Origin of the sequence: Mycobacterium sp. Root135 (genome assembly GCF_001426545.1) — a bacterium.
Classification (GTDB): domain Bacteria; phylum Actinomycetota; class Actinomycetes; order Mycobacteriales; family Mycobacteriaceae; genus Mycobacterium.
In genome coordinates, this window is the sequence record NZ_LMEZ01000005.1 from 249888 (window position 1) to 268313 (window position 18426).

The following is an 18426-nucleotide window of genomic DNA, read 5'->3' on the forward strand; positions in this document are numbered from 1 at the left end:
GTCGTCGTCGACGTCATGACGACCCCGGTCGGACGCGACACGGCACACCGTTGACAACGTGCGTACTGCTGGGAACGTCCACGACGCCAACGGGATTGAGCACGTTGGCGTTGACACCGGGGTGCGCGTTGGCCACCGCAAGCATGGTTCCGGGCCTCCCGTGTCCCCAGCCGTGGGGCAGGGAAACCACTCCGGGCATCATCTCGGCGCTTACCTGCACCACCACGTCCACCGACCCGGTATCGGTCTCCACCGTCGCCATCCCCGCGTCGGAAAGACCCGTTGCGCGTGCGTCGTCGGGGTGCACGAGCAACGTGCACCGTTCCCTGCCGCGCATGAGGGCAGGCACGTTGTGCATCCAGGAGTTGTTAGATCGCAAGTGCCGTCTGCTGGTGAGCACGAGCGACGGCGATTCCCGATCCAAACGCGCTGCGAGCCTGGGAATGTCGTCGATGATCTGCGGATGAATCAACTCGATGCAACCCGACGGTGTCGTCACGACGTCGTCGAGGCGTCCCTCCTCCAAGTCGGCCAGGAACAGACCATTGGGATGCCGTTTGACCTCGGCGAGGGTCAGCCCGCCGGGTCGGGATCCCAAGTCGTCACCCCACGGCCCTAGCCGAATACCCAAGTCGACCAGGCGTTCCGGGCCCCTTCCCTCGAGACTGGCAAAGGCGGCCGCGGCGTCGCGGCCGGTCAGTGGGGTTCCCTCGGTGGCGCACGCAGTGGCGACCAGACCCTGTACGTAGAGGTCGTCCATGGCGTCGACGTCGACCTCGGGTACGGGCGTCCCCAGTGCGGCGCCTGCCAAACGCAGCAGCAGCTCCCACTCCCCCGGCCGATCCGGCCCGTCGTCGAACACCGGCTCAGACCATTTCACGCACGACGCGGTGGCGTACATCCAATAGAGATCATCGGAATGCGGCCGTTCCAGCGGTGAGAGGCCGGGCAGGATCACGTCGGCGTGCCGGGTCGTCTCGTTGAGCCAGTTGTCAACGCAGATCATGGCATCCAGTCGGGGAAGTGCCTCGTCCAACCGCCGCGACCCAGGCGCCGACACGACGGGATTGCCCGCTACGCAGATCAGCGCACGGATCTGTCCGTCGCCGGGCGTGTCGATCTCCTCGGCCAAGCAGCCGACCGGAAACTGACCGAGCACCTCCGGCGCTCCACTCACTCGGCTGAAGAAACGACCGAACTCCCACCGATCCGTCGTCTGGTCGGGTGGCTTCATGAACATCGCAGACCACACGGCGGGCTTGGTGAAGAGCGCCCCTCCGAGGCGGTCAACCGAGCCCAGCGCGACGTTCAACACGAAGACGAGCCACGTCGCCAGTGTCCCAAACTCCTGTGTGCACAATCCAATCCGGCTGTACAGGACCGGTCGGTCGGCAGCTGCCAGTTCTGCGGCGAGGCGTCGGATGGCCCCCGCGTCGACGCCGGTGGCCGCGCTGACCCGCTCAGGACTGAAGGGCTCGGAAAGCGCGATGGCCTCCGCGAGTCCCAGCACCTTGCCCTTCAGGTGTGGTGCCTCGGATACCGCCCCGTCCTCGACAAGGGTCCGGAGCAGCGCGAACAACAGCAACGCGTCCGTGCCCGGACGGATCGGGACCCACGCCGACGCGCGCGCCGCCGTCTCGGTGCGTCGCGGATCTACCACGACGACCTTGCCTCCGCGGCGCCCAATGGCGGCCAAACTGCCAACCACGTCTGGAGAGGACAGCATCGAACCCTGGGAGACAGCCGGGTTCGCCCCCAGCACCATCAGATAGTCAGTCCGGCTCAAATCCGGTATCGGGGCGTTCCACATCCCGCCGAACAGCAGGGTACTGACCACGTTGAGCGGCCACTGGTCGACCGTTCCTGGCGAATAGTAGGACGGCATTCCGGCGGCCCCGGCCATGCCGACGAGCGCGCCGATGTAGGTGGCGAGGCCGAGGTTGTGCGCCACCGGGTTGCCGACGTAGACGGTCAGTGCGCGTGCCCCGTGTTCTGCGAGGACCGGGCGGAGGACACGCTCCACTTCCTCGTAGGCCTCTGGCCAGTCGACCTCGCGGAACGTTCCGTCGGCCGTCCGCACCATGGGCTTTCGGAGGCGGTCCGGGTCGTCGTGCAGGTGACCGATCGTCGCGCCCTTCGGGCAGATGTGCCCGCGCGACCAGACGTCCTCGGCGTTTCCGCGGACGTCGACGGCGGTGCCGTCCTCGACCCGGATCCGAAGACCGCACATGGCCTCGCACAGGGGACAGGTCAGCGTGTGTTCGGAGGATCCGTCGGCATCAACGCTGGACACGTGTCCAGGCTAGCCGTGAAGCGCTGGCGCCGAGGCTGATTCGTCAATCTTCTCCAGCCGCACCGCGACGCCGTTCAGCACCGACATACCCGCCAGCCGTTCGAGATCCTCGCTGCGGCTCGACGTCAGGTCGTTGACGTTCGCACCCCCGGCGGCGTTGGCGCGCAACCATCCCCCGTCGTGACCCCAACCGTGCGGAACGGCGACGGTGCCAGGGCCCACCTCGTCGGTGACGCGGACCTCGGTGTCGATGGTTCCCGACGGCGACACGATGCGGACCCTGCCTCCGTCGACGAGTCCGGCGTCGGCAGCGTCCGTCGGGTTGATCCTGGCTCGGTGGCGCCGCGGCGTCGCGCCTCTCATCAGGGTCTCGCTGTTGTGCATCCACGAGTTGTGCGACCGGAGTTCGCGCAGCCCGATCATCAGCAGCGGGAAGGCCGCATCGTCGGGATGTCGATCGCCGAGGCGAGCGATCTCGGCGAGAATCTCGTTGGGTGCCAAATGCACTCGCTTGTCCGGATGCTGGACTATCTCGCCCAAAATCCCGGTGGGTGCATGTTCGGCGAGCACCACACCATGCGGCCGGGCGCGCAACCGCCGTGCGTTGAGCCCTCCGCGGCGCAACCCGAACCGATCACCATAGGGGCCGAGACGCAGGAGCATTTCGAAGATGGCGCGGGGTGTCAGACGCGCCGGCGAGACGCGTTCGAGGAACACGAAGATCGAGTTGAACCGGCCCAGCGGCCCTTGCGCCAGCAGCGACATGCCCATCAAGCGGGCGACGTGGTCGTAGACCCGCCATTCCTCGCGCGCCTGACCATAGGGTGCGACGACCGCTTCGGTCGACTGCATGTAGACCGTCGGTGACGCCGCGGCGAAACCCCATTGCAAGTCCCGTCTTTCGAGGAACGTCGTCGCCGGGAGGACGTAGTCCGCGTGCCGATTCGTCTCGTTGACGTAGAGGTCCATGGAGACGAAGAGGTCCAACGTCGGCAGCGCGTCAGCCAGTGCCTTGCCGTTGGGAACCGACAGGACGGGGTTGCCCGCCGTGCTGATCAGGGCCCGGATCTGACCGAGCCCCGCCGTGGTCATTTCCTCGGCCATGATCGCCGCGGGAAAGGTGCCCATGACGTCGGGATGACCGCCGACGCGGGAGCGGACCTGGTCGTAGCTCAGGGCCCCCGCACGTTCGCCGAACTCCTCGAGCGGGACGACGCCTCGGCCGAAAAGGGTCCCACCGGCGCGGTCGAGGTTTCCGGTGACCACCGACAGCGCGTCGAGCAGGAAACAGACCAGGGTGGCGTGTCGCCCCAAGCACGCGCCGGTGCGGCCATACGCGGCAGCCGACGGCGCCGAGGCGAAGTCCCGCGCCAGGCCGCGGACGACGCCGGCAGCCACACCCGTCCGTTCAACCGTGCGCTCCGGTGGGAATCCTGCTGCCGCAGCGCGCAACTGGGTCACTCCGGTCGTCTGCCGTGCGATCGCGACGTCGTCGGTCAAGCGCTCCTCGAAGAGGACGTTCAACATCGACAGCAGCAGCCAGGCGTCGGCGTCTGGCCGCACGGCGACGTGCTCGTAGCTACGCGCGGTCTCGGTGCGTCGGGGGTCGACCACCACCACCCGTCCGCCGCGCGTGACGATGCCCGCGAGGTCGTCCTTGATGCGCGGACTTCGCAACGCGCTGGCGTGCGAGACGAGTGGATTGGCCCCCAGCATCAGCAGGAAGTCGGTCCGGGGCAGGTCGGGGAAGGGCAGCTGGCTGATGGCGCCGTAGAGCAACCTGCTCGCGACGAACCGGCTGTTGATGTCTTGGGAGCCAGGCGAATACTGGTGTGGCGAGTTCAGCCGCTTCATGAACAACCCGTGCCACAGACTGGTCGCATACCCGAACGCCGCGGGGTTGCCGAGGTAGTGGGCGACGGCGCCGCCGCCGTGTTGATCCACGATGCGACGAAGCCGCGCAGAGATGTCGGCCAGCGCGGTGTCCCAATCGACTTCGTCGAACCCTCCGTCCGGGCGCCGGCGTAGCGGGGTCAGCACTCGGTCGGGGTCGTTCTGGACGTCGACCATGGCGATGCCCTTGGGGCAGACGCGACCGCGCGACAACGGGTTGTCGTCGTCGGGCCGCAACTTCACCAGCCGCCCGTCCTCCACGGTGGCGATGACGCCACACAGGGCCTCACAGATCCGGCAGTACGTCACGTGCTGTTCGGCCGTCGTCGACGAATCCCCTGTTGCCACCCACTGAAGGTAAGGCTTCGGCACCGTCGCCGAGAGGGAATGCGATGGAGCTAGGCGGGCAAGAATCCCCTCACCGCTCGTCGAAGCCTTCCTCCAGACGGCGGGCCGCCGCTGCGCTCACGGCGATCGCCTCATGCGCCGCGGGGCTGAGCCGTCGCTCGGCGAGATGGGCAATGAGGATGCGCCGTTGCGGCGGACGCGTCGCCAGCTTGATCGTGCGCACGTCGGGTCGCGGATTCAGCACTGCCAAACGTGGCGCGATCGCCACCCCGAGTTCGACGGCGACCATGGCCTGCACCTCGCCGTAGTCGTGGGCGAACACGCTGGTACGCGGCGCGAATCCGCCCTGCTGACAAAGTTTTTCGAGTGTTTGGGCCACCGGATGATCGTCGGCGCGCACCACCCACGCCTCGTCTCGCAGTTCGCCGATGCTGATCGAGTCCCGGTCGGCGAGGCGGTGATGCTCGGAGACCAGCAGCATCGTCGGGTCGTTCATCAGGTGGTGGTAGGTCAACGTCGGATCGTCGATCCTGTTCCACTCGTAGTCCCACAGCAGCGACAACTCGGTTTCCCGTCGGCGCAACGCGTCGACCAACCGGGAGAACCGGCCGCTCAGCACGGTCAGGTCCACCCCGGGATGCCGCGTCTTGAACTCCTTGATGACCAGCGGCAGCAGCGAGGAGCCAGCCGTCGGGAACGTGCCGATGGCAAGCACGCCGGCACGCAAGCCCCGAATTTCCGCGAGTTCGGCGTCCGCGGCCTGCAATTCGACCAGGATGCGCTCGGCGTGGCGCACCACGGCCCGGCCCGCCTCGGTCAGCACCACACCCCTGGCGTGCCGCTCGAGCAACGGCTGAGCGGCTTCCTTCTCCAGCTTCGCGATCTGCTGCGATATCGCCGACGTCGTGTAGCCCAGGGCTTCGGCCGCGGCGGTGATGGAGCCGTGGGCGGCGACCTCCCGCAGAGTGAACATGCGGTTGGTGTCCATACGACCGTCCTCGCCAGCGTTAAGCAAAAGTTAATTGCACTGTATCAACTCGACATTGTCGTTAAGTCCGGTCATTCCTACTGTGATCTAGGTAATCATCAATACAGCGTGTGACACCGAGCACGACGCCGTTTTCGCCTGGCGACACGGCCGCTCGCCTGGATGCGCCACCGTCTCGGGAACTGAGAGCACATCATGACCTCTGTCGAAGTACTACCCCTGATAGCGCTGGTGGCGATGTTCGTCATCGCCACCTTCTTCCCGATCAACATCGGGATCCTCGGCTTCATCGGCGCGTTCGGCGTCGGCGCCTTCATGCTCGGATACGACGACAAGGAAATCCTTGCCGCGTTCCCCAGCTCGATCGTGCTGACGATCATCGGCGTCACCTACTTCTTCGGCATGGCCAAGAAGAACGGCACGATCGACCTGATGGTCAACGCCTGCATCCGAGCAGTCCGCGGCCGCGTGACGGTAGTGCCGTGGGTGTTCTTCTTCTGCGCCTCCGTGCTGACCGCACTGGGAACGTTCAGCCCCGCCGCGGTCGCCCTCATCTCCCCGGCCGCCATGTCGTTCGCCGCGCGGACCAAGATGAGTCCGCTGGTCATGGGCATCATGACGATCAACGGCGCGCACGCCGGTGCGTTCTCCCCCATCTCGGTGTCCGGCGTGCTGGTGTGCGACATCGTCGAGTCCAGCGGCCTCAGCATCAACCCCTGGACCCTGTTCTTCGCCAGCTACGGCATCAACCTGCTGCTGTCGATCCTCACGGTCGTCGGCTACGCCACCCTGGCCCGCACCCGCCACCTCGAGTTCAGCGCCACCGGCTCGGCCGTCGCCGACGAACCCGTCGAGACCGGCGGCGTGGGTTCCTCACCCGTCCGTCACACACCCACAGGTGGCGGCACCGGCCTGCTCACCCGTCCGGTCCAGACCGACGTCCTCCTCGACGCCGCGCCCACACCGGTGACCCGCGTGCAGAAGCTCACCCTGGCCCTCATCGGCATCGTCCTGGTGCTGGTCCTGGTCTTCCACCTGCCGATCAGCTTCATCGCGATCGCCGCCGGAGCGGTCCTGGCGTTCACCGACCTGTCCAAGCAGAACGAAGCCATCGCCGGCATCAGCTGGTCGACGGTGCTGCTCGTCGCCGGCATGGTCACCTACATCTCCGTACTTCAAGAGATTGGCACCATCGACCACCTCGCCACCATGGCGATCACGATCGGCGCACCGCTCCTGGTGGCCGCCGTTCTCTGCTACGTCATCGGCGTGACCTCGGCGTTCGCCTCCTCCACCGCACTGCTGGCCGCCATCATCCCGATGGCCCTGCCACTGCTGCACACCGGCGCGCTGCCGATAGTTGGAGTCGTTGCCGCACTGGCCATCTCGGCCACCGTCGTCGACGTCTCCCCCTTCTCGACCAACGGCGCACTGGTGCTGGCCAACGCCCAGGGCATCGCCCGGCCGCGGTTCTACCGCCAGCTGCTGGTCAACGCCGGCATCGTGGTCGCGATTGCGCCCGCCCTGTGCTGGCTGATCCTGGTCGTCGTCCCCACGGTGCTCTGACCGTCAACGGGGCTTAAGCGACGCTTAAGCCCCGTCACCAATCTCTCGATTGTCCTTCACCCGTATCACGGCCACAGTGGAATCACGTCCCCATCCGCCGTGCAGAAAGGTAAGACCTGACATGCTCACACTTCGCGCAACCTGGATGCGGGGCGGCACCAGCAAGTGCTGGCTGTTCAACGCCGTCGACGTCGACCCGCTCGTCACGCAGGCCGGGGGCGTCGACGCCCTGCTCATCTCGGCATTCGGCTCGGGAGATCCCCGCCAGCTCGACGGCGTCGGTGGCGGCAGTTCGACCACCTCGAAGGCCGCCATCGTGCGACGCTCGGCCGCCTCGGGGATCGACGTCGACTACCTCTTCGCCCAGGTCGCGATCGGCGACCGCCGCGTGGAGTGGGGCAGCAACTGCGGCAACTGCGCCACTGCCATCGGCCTCTACGCCTTGCAGTCCGGGCTGGTCGCCGTCGACTACGCCGTGACCACGGTGCGCATGCGCAACCAGAACACCGGCGCCGTCCTCACCGCCGAGATCGCGACACCGGGCGGCGCCATCCCCACCGAGGGCAATGCCCCGGTCCCCGGCACCAACGCCCTCGGGGTACCCGTCGGCCTGAGCTTCACGGGGCTGTCCACCGGCACGCTCTTGCCGACGGGCAACGCCGTCGACCACGTCACCGCGGCAGGTCAGTCCCACGCGGCCACCATGGTCATCGCCGGCGCCCCCGCCGCACTGTTCGACGCGGCCGACCTCGGGCTCACCGGAGCGGAGGACAACGGTGTCATCGCCGAGCACCTTCCGCTCCTGGTGACCCTGCGGCAGGAGTCCTCACTGCGGATGGGATTGTCCAAGCCTGGCGACCCCCTCAGCCACGCCATCCCCAAGGTGGGCATCGTCGGCGCGCCGCGCGACTATCGCACCACCGCCGGGGACATCGTCGACGGCGACGATTACGACGTCTCCGTGCGAATGCTGTCCATGCTCGCCCCGCATCCGGCCATTGGGCTGACCTCAGCGGTCGCCGTGGCCGCAGCATCGACGATTACCGACGGCGTCGTCGCCCGTGCGCTTCGCGGGTCGACGTCGAGCCTGCTGCGACTGGGAACACCGGCTGGCGTCCTGCACGTGGACCTGAGCCGCGCGGCCGACGGCACGCTCCAATCGGCCACCCTGCACCGCGCGGCCCGAAGGATCGCCATCGCCGAATTGTTCGTCACCGCACCGGCATTGGTCGTTACCGGAGCCTGACGGGGCTCACAGAAGTTCGCGTCGGCATCTCGACAACAGAGCACCAGTCGGTAGAGTCGGGAATTACCATGGCAACGAAGCGCGGTGTTCGAGGGATGGCGCTGATGCTCGTCGACTTGGTGGTGAGCACCGTCCTGGGTTCGGCGACGGCGATGGCGGCCGAACTGAGTGACTACCGGTGGGAGAGCCGCCCCCTGCTGGTGTTCGCGCCGAAGCAGAACGATCCACGGCTCGCCGAGACGCTGAGCCGAGTCGAGGCCACTCGATGCGACTTCACCGGTCGTGACATGGTGCTCGGAGTAGTGGTCGCCGAGGGCAACAGCACCCTCGACGGTCACGCCCTCGACGCCGACCAATCGCGGCCGCTGATGGATCAGTTTGCGATTGGCGACAACGCGTTCACCGTCGTGTTGATCGGCAAGGACGGCGGCGAGAAGTTCCGCGTCAACGGAGTTCCGGATCTTCGGACGGTCTACGCCGTGGTCGACGGCATGCCCATGAGAAGCCGTGAGATGGGTGCCGATCCGAGTTCGTGTTGACGTCGGTGGCGACTACGTTGCCGGCGCCATTTACATTCATCTCGTGAATAGCCATCGGGTACAGCGCGGTCTGACCGGCATGGTGTTCGCCTGCTCGGTACTTCTCTTCGTCTCTTGCGGAACCGCCGATGCCGACGGATCAGACGTCGCCATCGTCGACCTCGACGATGCCGGCGAGGTGGCCGCCTGGACGACGGTCAACGACCCCGTCATGGGCGGCGCCTCCACCTCGAGGATCACGTTCGGCGACGGACTCGTCTTCTCCGGCACCATCTCGCTGGAGAACAACGGCGGGTTCGCCTCGGCCCGTAGTCCGCAGGACCCCGACATCGGGCGCAAGGCATCGGGTGCGAAATCGCTCCGCGTGCGCGCCCTGGGCGACGGCAAGACCTACCTGCTGAAGGTGGGCATCGCCGGGCAGCCGTGGTCCTACGTCCAGCGTTTCCCCACCGAGGCCGCCGTCCAACGGACCTACGAACTGCCCGTCGAGGGCTTCCAGCCAGTGGGCATGCGCCTCGATCCGGAACCCGACGCGCCACAGAACCTGGACCCGTCGAGCATCGACCAGGTGGCGGTCTACATTCTCGACAAGCAGCAGGGCCCCTTCGAAATCACCGTCAGCGCAATCGAAGCCACGATCTGAGGGCGCCTCTGAGCGACAGGACTACGCCTGCGCCAGATCGGCCTCGCGCGGCGCCGACACGTCGTCCCAGCCGCCGCGCTGAAAGCGCAGCCGGGCAAGGAGGTCGACGAAGCGCTCGAAGCGCAGCGCCTCGTCGAGCGGACGACCTAGATCGTCGACGGCGAGGACGGCGGGGTCGTCGTCCGGACGGTCTCGGTAGTCCAGCAGGACAGCCCGTTCGTGATCCGCCTCCAGCACGACGAGCCTGTCCGACCCCGGATGCAACCGCTCCCAAGGTGTCTCGTTGGGCGCGAAATCCACTCGGTCCGACAGCACGTCCAGCGTGACCACGTATTCGAGCGGCACCGGACGCCGCATGACCTCCACGTCGCGCACGGCGGCGCCCTCGGTGAACCGCACGAATCGGGTGGCGACCCCGCCGCCGTTGCGCTCCCGCCATAGCGCGACGAGGCTCGCGGGGAGTTCGAGCCCGAGCCGGTCCTGGATCGCCGCCACCAGGGCACCGTCGGCGGCCAGCCGGGGTTCCGTGCCGTCCTCACGCTGGATCGCATTGCGGTAGAACGGGTGTGGGTTGGACGTACCCCAGAAGCGGCCCGCCCACTGGTCTTCGGGTACCTCATCCATGGGTGCGCCGAGATCCCGCGTGGGTGTCTCGGTGCGCAGGCGGTCCCGTTCGCCACGCAGTGCCGCGAAGAATTCGTCGAAGTCGTCGAACGCGAGGTCCACCGGGTCCTGGCCGAGAGCCTTGTCGTAGTCGACGATCAGCACGCGGGGCCTGGGCCCGACGGAGTAGTCGAGCAGCGTCATGTCGCCGTATCGCGCCTGCAGCACGATGAGGCGGTCTGCGTTCGGGGGCAAGTCGTCGGGGTCGTGGGTGAAGTCCGAGTAGTGTTCTGCCACCGTCCGCAGCTTGTCGAGGGATGCCAACGACGAGTAGTCGATCGAGAACGCGCCGCGCCAATCATCGTAGACCGGGCCGGGATTCGGTACCAGCGGCACGTACAGCCACCCGACGTAACCGCCGTTCAGCTTGCGATAGAGCGCGCGCAACGTGTCGGGCAGGCGTACTCCCAGTCTCGTCTCCGCCGCCGCGATCATGTCGTCGTCGGCGGTCAACGGCGGTTTCCGGACCGGGCCCGACCGCTCTTCGAGTGCCTCGCGTGCGGCGTTGGTACGCCAGTGCTCCGGCGAGACGAAGAACGTGTCAAGCGTCAGCGGCGTCGGATCGACGTCGAGTTCGATCTCGGGCTCGACGGTTGCCCCGCCATCGGCGGGCAGGCCTTCCGGCGTCGGCGCGATGCCAGCTGCAGCGGGCGCCGCGCTCTCCAGCCGGATGACGACGGAGCTGACTACCATACCGGCGGCGAGCAGCACTGCCATGGTGACGACGTCCGTCGCCGCCAGCGGCGCCAGGGTGCGATTGCCGGCGACGAGCCGGCCCAGACCCACCCCGAGGACGTAAAAGACCCCTGCCACGACCGCCTGGATGGGGAACGTCACCAGCACCGAGAGAGCAATCTGCGGTCCGCCACCGTTGCGCCAGGCCAACTTCCACGAATTCCACTTGCCAAGCGCGTACAGGACCGTGAATACGGGGGCGGCCAGTAGGACGACCCATGGCGATCGCTGTACCCATCCGACGGCGACCATGGTGAGTACCACGAGCAGGGCAGCGGCGAGGCGCAGTCCGAGCGCCAGCCTCGTCGTCATCAGAACCACTCCCGTCGTCTCGGCGTTGGGTCGGCGTCTACCCTTTCATGCGCGGAGACCGAACGCAGTCGCACCCCGGACCCAATTGCTAGATGGTGCAGGCGAACGCATGCAGCTGATCGACCACGGCCGGCGCACCCTTTACGTCAAGTACCGACAGTGGCGCTCGGCCGGCCAGCCAACGTACGAGATCGGCTGTGGAGCCTGATAATTCGACAGTACCGAGGTCGCTGCCGTCAGGACCGAACGTCCACTGGTACCCGTTGGTCGTGCGGACGACGAACCGGGCCGAAGGCAGAAGCGCGGCGTGGTAGCGCATCAGCGGAGGAATTGCCAAGGCGAGACGCTCTGGCGCGCCGTGGTCGAGGCCGTTGGCGGTGGCCAGGTCGTCGTGATGGGTCCACACCTCGAACAACGTCAAGGCTGCGACCGCTGAAGTCAGCAGCAAGCGTGGGGTCCGCCTGCGGAGGTGAGCGAGCAGTGCGGCATATCCCCCACGACGTTCCCTGTTGATGGCATATGAGAGCAACTGGGCCTTTGGGCGGAATTGGACGCCCCTCGCGGCGATCACCCGGATGCAGAACGTGATCGTCCCGGCCGCCCGGTCCGCACCGACGATGTGTGCCGCCAGGTCGAATGCCGTCCACGTGCCACATCCGGCAGAGGCGGAGGGGCCGACGGCCTCCAACGTGTCAGCCAGCGTCGCTCTTTCGGCTTCTACGTCGTCTGCAACCGTCACGAAGCCCCTCCCGATTCTCCAGTTGACCTCGATGGTGCACGAGGTTCTAGCCTTTGTGGGTCGAATGAGTTCGAGGAGGCCGGCATGTTGATCTGCGCCACCTGCGCCGTGGAGTACGACGAACCCACGCCGAAGGATTGTCCGATCTGTTCGGATGACCGGCAGTACCTGCCGGCCACGGGTCAGCGGTGGACGTCATTGGGCGACCTGGCCGCGGCCGGCCAGCAGCTGACGTGGATCGACAACGAACCGGGTTTGACCGGGGTGGGCACCCATCCATCGGTCGGCATTGGCCAGACGATGCAAGTACTGACAACGCCCGCGGGGTCGATCATTTGGGACCCGGTCGGATATGTGGACGACGCGGCCTGTGCCCGGGTTCTCGCCCGCGGCGCGGTCTTGGCGATCGCGTCCAGTCACCCGCACATGTTCGGCGTGCAAGTGGAATGGTCCCGCCGGCTCGGGAATCCCCCGGTGCTCGTCGCTGAAGCAGACCGAGAATGGCTGGGCCGGGAAGATCCGATGGTCGAATTCTGGAGCGGATCCCGCGAAATCACCAAAGGTGTGACACTGCACCAGGTTGGTGGCCACTTCCGAGGGAGCAGCGTTCTGCACTGGGACGCCGGGGCCGACGGAAACGGGGTCCTACTCACCGGGGACAGTGTCTTCCCAAACCCCGATCATCGGTCAGTCGGCTTCATGCGCAGCTATCCCAACCACATCCCGCTTTCGGGCGCCGTGGTCGAGCGAATCGTCTCCCAGCTCGAACCACTGCAATACGACCGGATCTACGGAAACTTCAACAACTCCGTGAACGCCGATGCGAAGGCGATACTCAGAGCATCTGCGGACCGGCACATCGCCTGGGCCCGCGGGGACTTCGACCACTTGACCTGACCACAGTCGCCAGCCAGCGAGTCCCACGACCTCCTCAACTCATCGGATCACCCGAACCGTCCCGCCGTCGGGCCAGGAGCGGATTCCAGATCTGGTTGATCGAGGGATGCGGCGCCACGACGTGACGCAGCGTCTCGATCGGCACTTTGGCGACGACGGCGAGGGTGGCCGCCTGGGCGAGTTCGGCGAACTCGGGTCCGACGAAGGTTGCGCCGAGCAGGGTGTCCGTATCGGCATCGACGACCAGTTTCGCCCAGGCGTCGAACCCGTCGCGGAAGATGGCGAGGTCGGGGACGGCGTCCGGGTAGCGCGCGGTGGTCGTCGTGACCGTGAATCCGTCTGCGCGCGCCTGGCTTTCGGTTCGTCCCACTTCGACGACCTGCGGGTCGGTGTACACGACCTGGGGAAGGTTGTGCGGGTCACGGGCGACGAGTTCGTCGGCGTCGAGCTGACGGCCTCGGGCGCGGGCGGCGATGACGTCGGCGACCACGACTGCGTGATACTGCGACAGATGCGACAAGAGCGCGCGCCCGGTGGTGTCGCCCATCGCGTACAGCCAGGTGCCGTCCACTCCGAGTGCCTGCAGATGGTCGTCGACGGCAACGAACTCTCCGGCACGCAGCCCGACGGTTTCCAGGCCGAGGGAATCGGTGTTGACCGTCCGTCCCGCGGCGACGACGACTTCGTCCACCTCGATGGTCTCGTCGTCGACGGTGACGCTGACGGCGCCGCCCGCGACCGGTCGGACCACGCCAGCTGGGTGAGCGTGAAAGCGAAGGTCTACTCCCTTGCGCCGCAACGACTCCGTCACCATCTCGCTGGCGACGGTCTCGGAGTTGCGCAGCAGGGTGCCGCCGCGGGCGACCAGTGTGACCTTAGAACCCAGGCCGGCCAGGATGGTGGCGAACTCGACGCCGACGACGCCGCCACCGACGATCAGGCTTCGTGGTGGCACGTGCGTCATGGTCGCGAGGTCCCGGTTGGTCCAGGGATTCGCCTCGGCCAGCCCGGGTACGTCGGGGATGGTCGGACGGGTGCCGGTGGCGAGCACGACCGCGTGCCGCGCTCGAACGGTCTCCTCGCGGCCGTCGGGGTGGGTGACGGTGACCTCGCGGGGGCCGGCGAGGCGGCCATGGGCGTGGATGACCGTCAGCCCGCTCTGCTGCATCTCGGCGGTGGCGCCGTCGTCGTTGAGGTGGTCGACGATGGTGTCCCGTTTCGCGAAGACGGCTGCGACGTCGAGCTGGCCCGGCCCCACCGCTTCTCGGACGCCGGGAACGGCCTTCGCCAGGGCCAGCACCTCGATCGGGCGCAGTAGTGCCTTCGTCGGATTGCATGCCCAGTAGTGGCATTCACCGCCGATCAGGCGTTCCTCCACCAGCGCCACCTCGAGCCCATCGGCGATGAGGTACTCCGCCGCTGAGGCGCCGCCGGGGCCTCCGCCGACGACGACGACGTCGAAGTCCGAATCTTGATTCATATCAGCCTATTTCATGGTCTGTTGGTGCTTCAACGGTGTGGATGGACACTTCGGAACGGAGGGTGCGATGCACCGGGCATCGGTCGGCGATCTCGAGCAGCTTGGCGCGTTGGTCGGCGTCGAGCGGGCCGACGAGGGTGATGTCGCGTTCGATCCGGTCGACCATCCCCGCGGCGGTCTCGCATTCGGCGCAATCCTTGGCGTGGATGCGGAAGTGGCGTGAATCGACGACGACGCGTTCGAGCGGCCACTGCTTCCGATCGGCGTACATCCGCAGCGTCATGGACGTACAGGCGCCGAGCGCGGCCAAGAGCAAGTCGTACGGCGTCGGGCCGGCGTCGTCACCCACGGGGCGAGGTTCGTCCGCGGTCAGCCGATGCCGGCGCGCACTGATCTGCTGGGTGAGTCTGCCGGGACCGCTCTCGGCGACCCGGACAGCACCCTCGGCCGGATCGTCGGTAATCGGTTCGGCAGTAGTCGTGGGGGCCGTTACGTACTTGCTCGCCCATGCGGCGAGGACGTTTGCCGCGTACTCGGCATCGGCTCGATCACTGAGAAGATGGTCGGCGCCGTCGAGAGCGACGAACGACTTCGGATGACGGGCAAGGTCGAAGATGATTCGCGCGTTGGCGACCGACACGATCTGGTCTGCTGGGGCATGCATGACGAGCAGCGCGGCGTCGAGGGTGGAAATGCGCTCGGACTGCGGTTGCATAGCGATGTCGTCGAGGAATTGACGACGCACCCGAAACGGTCGCCCCCCGATGGACACCGTGGCTTCGCCGGCTTCCACGGCGGGTAGCGCGTCGCCCAGCAGCCCGGTGACGTGGGAGGGGTCAGCCGGTGCACCGATGGTGACGACAGCGCGGACCTCGGGGATGCGCAGCGCGGCCGCCACAACGGCCGCCCCGCCCAATGAATGCCCGATCAGCACGGCCGGGGCACTGAACTGGTCGCGGAGATGATTTGCGGCGCAGACCAAGTCTTCGACGTTGGAACTGAAGCCGGTCGCGGCGAAGTCACCGTCGGACTCCCCCAGGCCGGTGAAGTCGAACCGCAGTACCGCGACACCCTGACTCGCCAGCGCTCGCGAGATCCGGCCCGCTGCAACGTTGTCCTTGCCGCAGGTGAAGCAGTGCGCGAACAGGGCCCAGGCTTTTGGGGTGCCACTCGGCATCTCCAGCTTGCCGGCCAACTCGCCACTACTGCCGCGGAAGACCGTTTTAGTCGAGGGATTCACGTGCCCGGCCGTCATCGGCTCAGCGGTTCCGAGCGCAGAGTCCGCACGGCGTCACCCAGCGTCCAGAGCGCCACTGCGAGCAGGACGACGTCCTTCACCAAGAACCCGCCCACGAGAGACAACACCGGGAACCCGCCGGCCTCGGGAGCCACCACACCGGGAGTGGTCAACATGAAGCTGAGCGTCGCGACGAACATTACGACGGCCGTCAGACTACCGACGATGGATACTCTTGGTGCCCAGGGCTTTACGGCGATCAGCGCGGCTGCAGTCAGCTCGACCACACCCAGCACAGCCGAGAAGGTCGTCACCGGCACGACGTCGTACACCCAGCCCATCAGAGGGCTGTTCGCGACCAGCGGCTGAATGAGGTTGGCCTCATAGTCGGTGAACTTTAGTGCGCCCATCCACGCGATGACCAACACGAGTGCGTACCGCACCGCGACTTCTCCTACCGGGGCCACCCGAGAGGCGATGGGTGAGCGATACAGGCGAGACGTGAGAGTGTCCAATGACATTGGCATTCCTTTTAACGACGGGTTATCCGCTTACGTAAAAGGAGTGCTTCCGGTGGGGCGTGGCGTTACACGACGCCGTCGACCGGTCGGCCTTTGCGCTGTGGGGAACGCAATTCGGCCCAGTCGCGTAACGGATGCGACATAGGCGAGCAGCTACAGCGCGAACCGTCCCGCGAAGCCCCGCAGTGGCAGGTCGGCGCTGGTGACGATGCCGGGCGCCGCGGCGACGACGGACTTGATCGCGTGGAGCGCAGGCATCCCGGTGACGGTCATCCCGATGGAGGCGAAGTTGTCGGGGTTGGACAGGTCGACGCCGGGCTTGGGGAAGATCATGTGCTTGTTGTAGATGCAGGGGTCACCCTTGATCTGAGTGATGTAGCAGCCCTTGATGTCCCAACCGGGATCGGTGTGCGGGGTCATCTGCCACTCGAGGTGGGTCTCCACCCGCGGGACGCCGTCGACGATGCCCTGGTACTTGATGTAGTTGCCGCCGAGTGATCCCTTGGGCAGCGTGTACCAGCCCAGGTCGACGTCCTTGGTGCAGGCACCGAGCTCGGCGCTGAACTTCACCTCGTCCAATGTCAGGCCGAAGCAGTCGGCCATCATGTACACGCTGTCGGCGAACACCCGGGTGTACTTCTCCAATTTGGACGGGATCGACGGGTCTTCCACGGGCAACCCGTATCCGACCTCGATCCAGGTGTCCTTGCTGTGATGACAGGACACGTCGACGGATTCGATGGTGGTGACGTTCTCGATCTCGGCGACGTCGGCGGAACAGACAACGCCAAGGATCTGGTTCAAGCCCGGGTTCATGCCGGTGCCGTAGAACGTGGAACCGCCCTTCTCGCAAGCTTCTTGGAGCAGTTGGCTGACCGGCTTACCCGAGGCATGCGGGTGGTTGCGGTCGCGGTGCCAGCCGGTGATCCAGTCGGCCGTGGTGACGACGTTGATGCCGGCTTCGAGGACCGTGACGTAGAGGTCCTCGTCGGGGAACACGCCGTGGAAGGTCAGCACGTCGGGCTTGGCGGCGATGATCTCCTCGACCGTGCCGGTGGCAATCACACCATTGGGCGCCAGGCCGGCCAGCTCACCGGCATCCTTGCCGATCTTCTCCGGCGAATAGCAATGCACGCCAATGAGTTCGAGATCCGGCTGATCGGCGATGCGCTTGATCATCTCGGAGCCGACGTTGCCGGTCGCGACCTGGAAAACCTTGATGGTCATGGACAGCCCTTCTGAAGAGAACGTGGTCGGTCAGGGGGTGGAGCGGGCGGCAAGATCCGCGGCGCTGCCGCCCTTGCCGTCGGGATAGAACTTCAACGCCCACTTGCGGATTGCGGTGAAACCTTCGAGCTCCGAGCTCGCCAGGGCCGGCGGATCGGAGTAGCGCTGGTGAGCCCAGATGTGGACGTCCTGGCTGAACTGCCGGATCACCTCGGCGCCGAATTCGCTCGCCTTGCGTTCGGCACGCACCGGGTCCTTGGCGGAGTCCGCGGGTGGGCGGCCGATGTAGACCATGAATCTCACGTCTGAGGTGGCGTCGTCGACGGGTGTAATCGCGGAGATGGTGCGGTTGTCGATCATCCCCCAGCTCTTGGTGACCGCGATCCCAAGCCCGCCGTTGATGGCTTCGACGCCGCTGTTGACGTCCTCGATCTTCTGACCGTCGTCGCCTTCGAAGGTGATCGTGAAGTCGACGTAGGACACCGGGTCGTCGAAGTCGTGGCGTGTGAACACGGGCACGATCGGGGTCTGGTGCACGTACTTGAAGTGAGCGAAGTCCACGCCGTTCTCCAGCACGTACTGCGGGTGCATCTCCAGGCCCTGCTGGAACAGCCGTTGCTGCGGGTAGTAGTTCGCCTCGCTGCTCCCGTCACCGAAATCGGCGAAGATGTCCGGTGCTTCGAAGAACGGCTCGCGGTTCTCGACGTCGTGCCAGATGTAGACCGAGCCGTTGCGCTCGGTCACCGGGAATGTCTTGATGCGGCGACCCCGGTTGGGCCGGTCCTCGTAGGGGATACATACGTTGCGCCCCTGTTGATTCCACTGCCAGCCGTGGAAGGGGCACTGCAAGATCTCGCCGTGGACGGTGCCGCCGAATCCGAGGTGCGCGCCGAGGTGCTCACAGTAGGCGTTCATCACGGTGACCTGACCGGACTCGGAACGCCAGGCGATCATTTCCTGGTCGAAGTACTTCATCGTGTGGACGTCGCCGATACCGACCTCGTCGGACCAGGCGACCTGGAACCAGCCCGTCGGCTTCATGGAAAGGGGCGGCTTGGCCATGCGGCGAAGCATAGAGCAGTCAATGAAACATTCATAG

At 66.4% G+C, this 18426-nt stretch carries 15 protein-coding genes; 5 read left to right on the forward strand and 10 right to left on the reverse strand.

Annotated elements, in window-relative coordinates:
* Nucleotides 1-13 precede the first annotated feature (13 nt).
* From ASD37_RS12345 to ASD37_RS12355, 3 genes are all read right to left on the reverse strand, one after another.
* Nucleotides 14-2293 carry a molybdopterin-dependent oxidoreductase gene (locus ASD37_RS12345; protein WP_082570111.1) on the reverse strand — a complete coding sequence of 760 codons (2280 nt, stop codon included), beginning with the start codon at nt 2291-2293 and terminating at the stop codon, nt 14-16.
* Nucleotides 2294-2302: 9 nt separating this feature from the next.
* Complete coding sequence (locus ASD37_RS12350) at nt 2303-4534, reverse strand: molybdopterin-dependent oxidoreductase (RefSeq protein ID WP_082570112.1); 2232 nt, start codon at nt 4532-4534, stop codon at nt 2303-2305.
* A 70-nt stretch (nt 4535-4604) separates the two neighbouring features.
* The gene (locus ASD37_RS12355) at nt 4605-5522 is read right to left on the reverse strand and encodes a LysR family transcriptional regulator (protein ID WP_056551266.1); all 918 of its coding nucleotides are present in this window, start codon (nt 5520-5522) and stop codon (nt 4605-4607) included.
* Between the two features lie 195 nt (nt 5523-5717).
* On the opposite strand from ASD37_RS12355, the gene ASD37_RS12360 reads away from it, so the two are divergent.
* The 4 genes from ASD37_RS12360 (at nt 5718) to ASD37_RS12375 (ending at nt 9516) form a co-directional block, all read left to right on the forward strand.
* The gene (locus ASD37_RS12360) at nt 5718-7088 is read left to right on the forward strand and encodes an SLC13 family permease (RefSeq protein WP_056551267.1); all 1371 of its coding nucleotides are present in this window, start codon (nt 5718-5720) and stop codon (nt 7086-7088) included.
* A 121-nt stretch (nt 7089-7209) separates the two neighbouring features.
* The gene (locus ASD37_RS12365) at nt 7210-8334 is read left to right on the forward strand and encodes a PrpF domain-containing protein (RefSeq protein WP_056551268.1); all 1125 of its coding nucleotides are present in this window, start codon (nt 7210-7212) and stop codon (nt 8332-8334) included.
* Between the two features lie 68 nt (nt 8335-8402).
* Nucleotides 8403-8873 (forward strand): DUF4174 domain-containing protein, encoded by a 471-nt coding sequence (locus ASD37_RS12370; RefSeq protein ID WP_056551269.1) that lies wholly within the window; start codon nt 8403-8405, stop codon nt 8871-8873.
* A gap of 43 nt (nt 8874-8916) precedes the next feature.
* Nucleotides 8917-9516, forward strand: coding sequence for a CIA30 family protein (locus ASD37_RS12375; RefSeq protein ID WP_235568130.1), 600 nt, complete (start codon nt 8917-8919; stop codon nt 9514-9516).
* 21 nt (nt 9517-9537) lie between these two features.
* Here the strand turns inward: ASD37_RS12375 and ASD37_RS12380 are convergent, their stop codons facing one another.
* Both ASD37_RS12380 and ASD37_RS12385 read right to left on the reverse strand, forming a co-directional pair.
* Entirely contained in the window at nt 9538-11226 is a 1689-nt protein-coding gene (locus ASD37_RS12380) for an SMI1/KNR4 family protein (protein WP_156720862.1), read from the reverse strand.
* 88 nt (nt 11227-11314) lie between these two features.
* Nucleotides 11315-11965 carry a maleylpyruvate isomerase family mycothiol-dependent enzyme gene (locus tag ASD37_RS12385; protein ID WP_162253259.1) on the reverse strand — a complete coding sequence of 217 codons (651 nt, stop codon included), beginning with the start codon at nt 11963-11965 and terminating at the stop codon, nt 11315-11317.
* Nucleotides 11966-12049: 84 nt separating this feature from the next.
* Between ASD37_RS12385 and ASD37_RS12390 the strand changes: the two genes are divergently transcribed.
* A complete protein-coding gene (locus ASD37_RS12390; protein ID WP_056551272.1) occupies nt 12050-12862 on the forward strand; it encodes a hypothetical protein in 813 nt (270 codons plus the stop codon).
* A gap of 34 nt (nt 12863-12896) precedes the next feature.
* Here ASD37_RS12390 and ASD37_RS12395 read toward each other — a convergent pair whose 3' ends face one another.
* The 5 genes from ASD37_RS12395 to ASD37_RS12415 form a co-directional block, all read right to left on the reverse strand.
* Nucleotides 12897-14342 carry an NAD(P)/FAD-dependent oxidoreductase gene (locus ASD37_RS12395; protein ID WP_056551273.1) on the reverse strand — a complete coding sequence of 482 codons (1446 nt, stop codon included), beginning with the start codon at nt 14340-14342 and terminating at the stop codon, nt 12897-12899.
* Between the two features lies 1 nt (nt 14343).
* Complete coding sequence (locus tag ASD37_RS12400; protein ID WP_056551274.1) at nt 14344-15597, reverse strand: bifunctional alpha/beta hydrolase/OsmC family protein; 1254 nt, start codon at nt 15595-15597, stop codon at nt 14344-14346.
* Nucleotides 15594-16100 (reverse strand): YkgB family protein, encoded by a 507-nt coding sequence (locus ASD37_RS12405; protein WP_082570114.1) that lies wholly within the window; start codon nt 16098-16100, stop codon nt 15594-15596. The genes ASD37_RS12400 and ASD37_RS12405 overlap by 4 nt, the downstream gene beginning before the upstream one ends.
* A 153-nt stretch (nt 16101-16253) precedes the next feature.
* Nucleotides 16254-17327, reverse strand: a complete 1074-nt coding sequence (locus ASD37_RS12410; RefSeq protein WP_056551275.1) for a dihydrodipicolinate reductase — start codon at nt 17325-17327, stop codon at nt 16254-16256.
* A 30-nt stretch (nt 17328-17357) separates the two neighbouring features.
* On the reverse strand, nt 17358-18389 hold the full coding sequence (locus tag ASD37_RS12415; RefSeq protein WP_056553153.1) for a Rieske 2Fe-2S domain-containing protein: 1032 nt from the start codon (nt 18387-18389) through the stop codon (nt 17358-17360).
* Nucleotides 18390-18426 lie beyond the last annotated feature (37 nt).